Source organism: Rossellomorea vietnamensis NBRC 101237, assembly GCF_001591825.1.
Lineage (GTDB): Bacteria > Bacillota > Bacilli > Bacillales > Bacillaceae_B > Rossellomorea > Rossellomorea vietnamensis.
The window spans coordinates 1-2,035 of record NZ_BCVQ01000098.1 but is presented as its reverse complement, the minus strand read 5'-3'; the positions used below and the strand labels follow the sequence as shown (position 1 = coordinate 2,035).

General features: G+C 44.4%; 1 protein-coding gene. It reads right to left on the bottom strand.

Annotated elements, in window-relative coordinates:
• Nucleotides 1-79: 79 nt before the first annotated feature.
• The gene (gene ltrA / locus BVI01S_RS21755) at nucleotides 80-1,357 is read right to left on the bottom strand and encodes a group II intron reverse transcriptase/maturase (RefSeq protein WP_082804803.1); all 1,278 of its coding nucleotides are present in this window, start codon (nucleotides 1,355-1,357) and stop codon (nucleotides 80-82) included.
• Between the last annotated feature and the right edge of the window lie 678 nt (nucleotides 1,358-2,035).

Sequence of the window (2,035 nt, the reverse complement as noted above, 5' to 3'; positions counted from 1 at the left end):
AAATCGAGTAGGGGTCGCCATTTCTGACCACCCCTCTCACAGAACCGTACGTGCGGATCTTCGCATACGGCTCCTCCCACTAATCCCCTTTGGGGACAACAGGAGTATGAATAGTTTCAAGACTTACCAACCCTAGGTTGCTAAAGAACTTATTATCTAGAGCCCCATGAATCATGGGGCTCTTGGAACTTCTCCACGAAAACATCCGTATACCTTTTAAGTTTGTTTCTTTCCATCCTTTTCTCCTCAATATTCTATGGAGACTTTTGACATGTCGCCAGCTCCTCAATTGAACCATCCTTAGTCTTCTTCGAATCCAGGAGTCTAAGGTTCGGAAAAGGGTCTTAATATTTCCTTTTCGGAAGTAGTTCCCCCAGCCTCTGACGAGAGGGTTGATTTCCTCTTTTATAAGGACTTCTATGTTGACGGTCTGATTTTTCCTCGTTTTCCTCTTGACCTTATCCTTGAATTTTACGAGCTTTTTGGGGTCGATTCTGCGGAAGTCACGATAGAATTCATACCCCAGGAAGGTGAACGGTTCTTTTGTAGAATCTACAACTTTGGATTTTGTTGGATGTACTCTTAAACCGAGTTCGTTTTCCAAGTATTTCGTTACTCCATTCATTACACGCTCTGCTCCTTTTTTACTCTTACAGAGAATGATGAAATCATCTGCGAATCTTACGATTCGCTGTCCTCGCTCCTCCATAAGTAGGTCGAGCTGGTGTAAATATATATTTGAAAGTAACGGACTCAGAACTCCCCCTTGCGGAGCGCCTTCAATCGTTTCTTCATAGACTTGCTCTTCCATTACTCCTGAAGTTAAGAATTCGCTAATCAGCCCTAAAACCGATCCATCTTTTATTCTCATTCGTAAGCGTGCTAAGAGTTTGTCATGAGGAATCGTGTCAAAGTAGGATTGTAGGTCCGCATCAACGACATGAGCGTATCCTTTTTGTAAGTATTTCGTCACTTGGTCAAGCGCCATATGTGCGCTGATGCCTGGGCGAAATCCATAGCTACTAGGAAGAAACTCTTCTTCAAAGATTGGTTCTATGATGTTTCTGACTGCTGCTTGTACAACTCGGTCTTCCACTGTGGGAATTCCCAGCGGTCTCATTTTACCGTCATCTTTTTGGATATACTTTCGTCTCACAGGTTTTGGGCGATAACGTTTTTCCTTTAGTTTTAGTTGGAGCGCTTCTAGATTGCTCTCCAACTCCATTTCATACCTTTGAATGGTTACCTTATCGACTCCAGGAGCCCCTTTATTCTTTTTCACTTGCTTGAATGCAGAGTGTAGGTTTCCTAGATTAAATACTTTGTCATATAGGCTATACCAGATTCTTCTATCCATCTATTTACTCCTCTTGCGTTTCTTATGCTCTCCATTATTGTTTCTGTTTCTCCCGTAGTTGTTGTTCATAGTGTCAATAGCTACAACGGCAGTTCTCACTATGTTCAACGAGTGGTGGACGGCGTACCCTTCTGTTCGGCCCTAGTTTCCGTGTTCGCACTACTAGTTTCTGCCCACTTCCACAGACATTTAATGTGGCATGTTGAATTCTTCATGGGTCACACCCTTCGCAGACTTCATCCCTTTTGGGGATGAGATCCAAGTATCACTGTGGGACACTCTCACTTATGTGCCGCCCTCGCATCTGTTGCCAGAAGGTCATTGGCATAAGCTTCTTCACTACTATGGTGATCTCTGACTCCTCTTCTCGCGTCTCAATCTCTTGGATTTCCTCCTTGAGGTTCGATACCTATCTGGTCGGACAAAAAGAGGTCTCTGTGGGTCACATCGCTCACTTTCTCTCTACACCAGCCCTCTTAACACTTCGAGTTATTTCAGTTATTTGGACTTTTCGTTCTCTTGCACGATCATCCCACTCTTGTGCCAACACGGGTTTTACGGCTCTGGGCAGAGGTTTGCCTTCAGCCCCTCCGAACGATTCCTCACGGACATCGCCCTGTCTGTCAGCTAATACTTTCCGACTGAATACGGATGTATTCGGGACTTACACCCTATAGC

Bases quoted from the DNA above. Each gene is read 5' to 3' on its own strand.
- ltrA (WP_082804803.1), bottom strand. From the start codon at position 1,357: ATGGATAGAAGAATCTGGTATAGCCTATATGACAAAGTATTTAATCTA.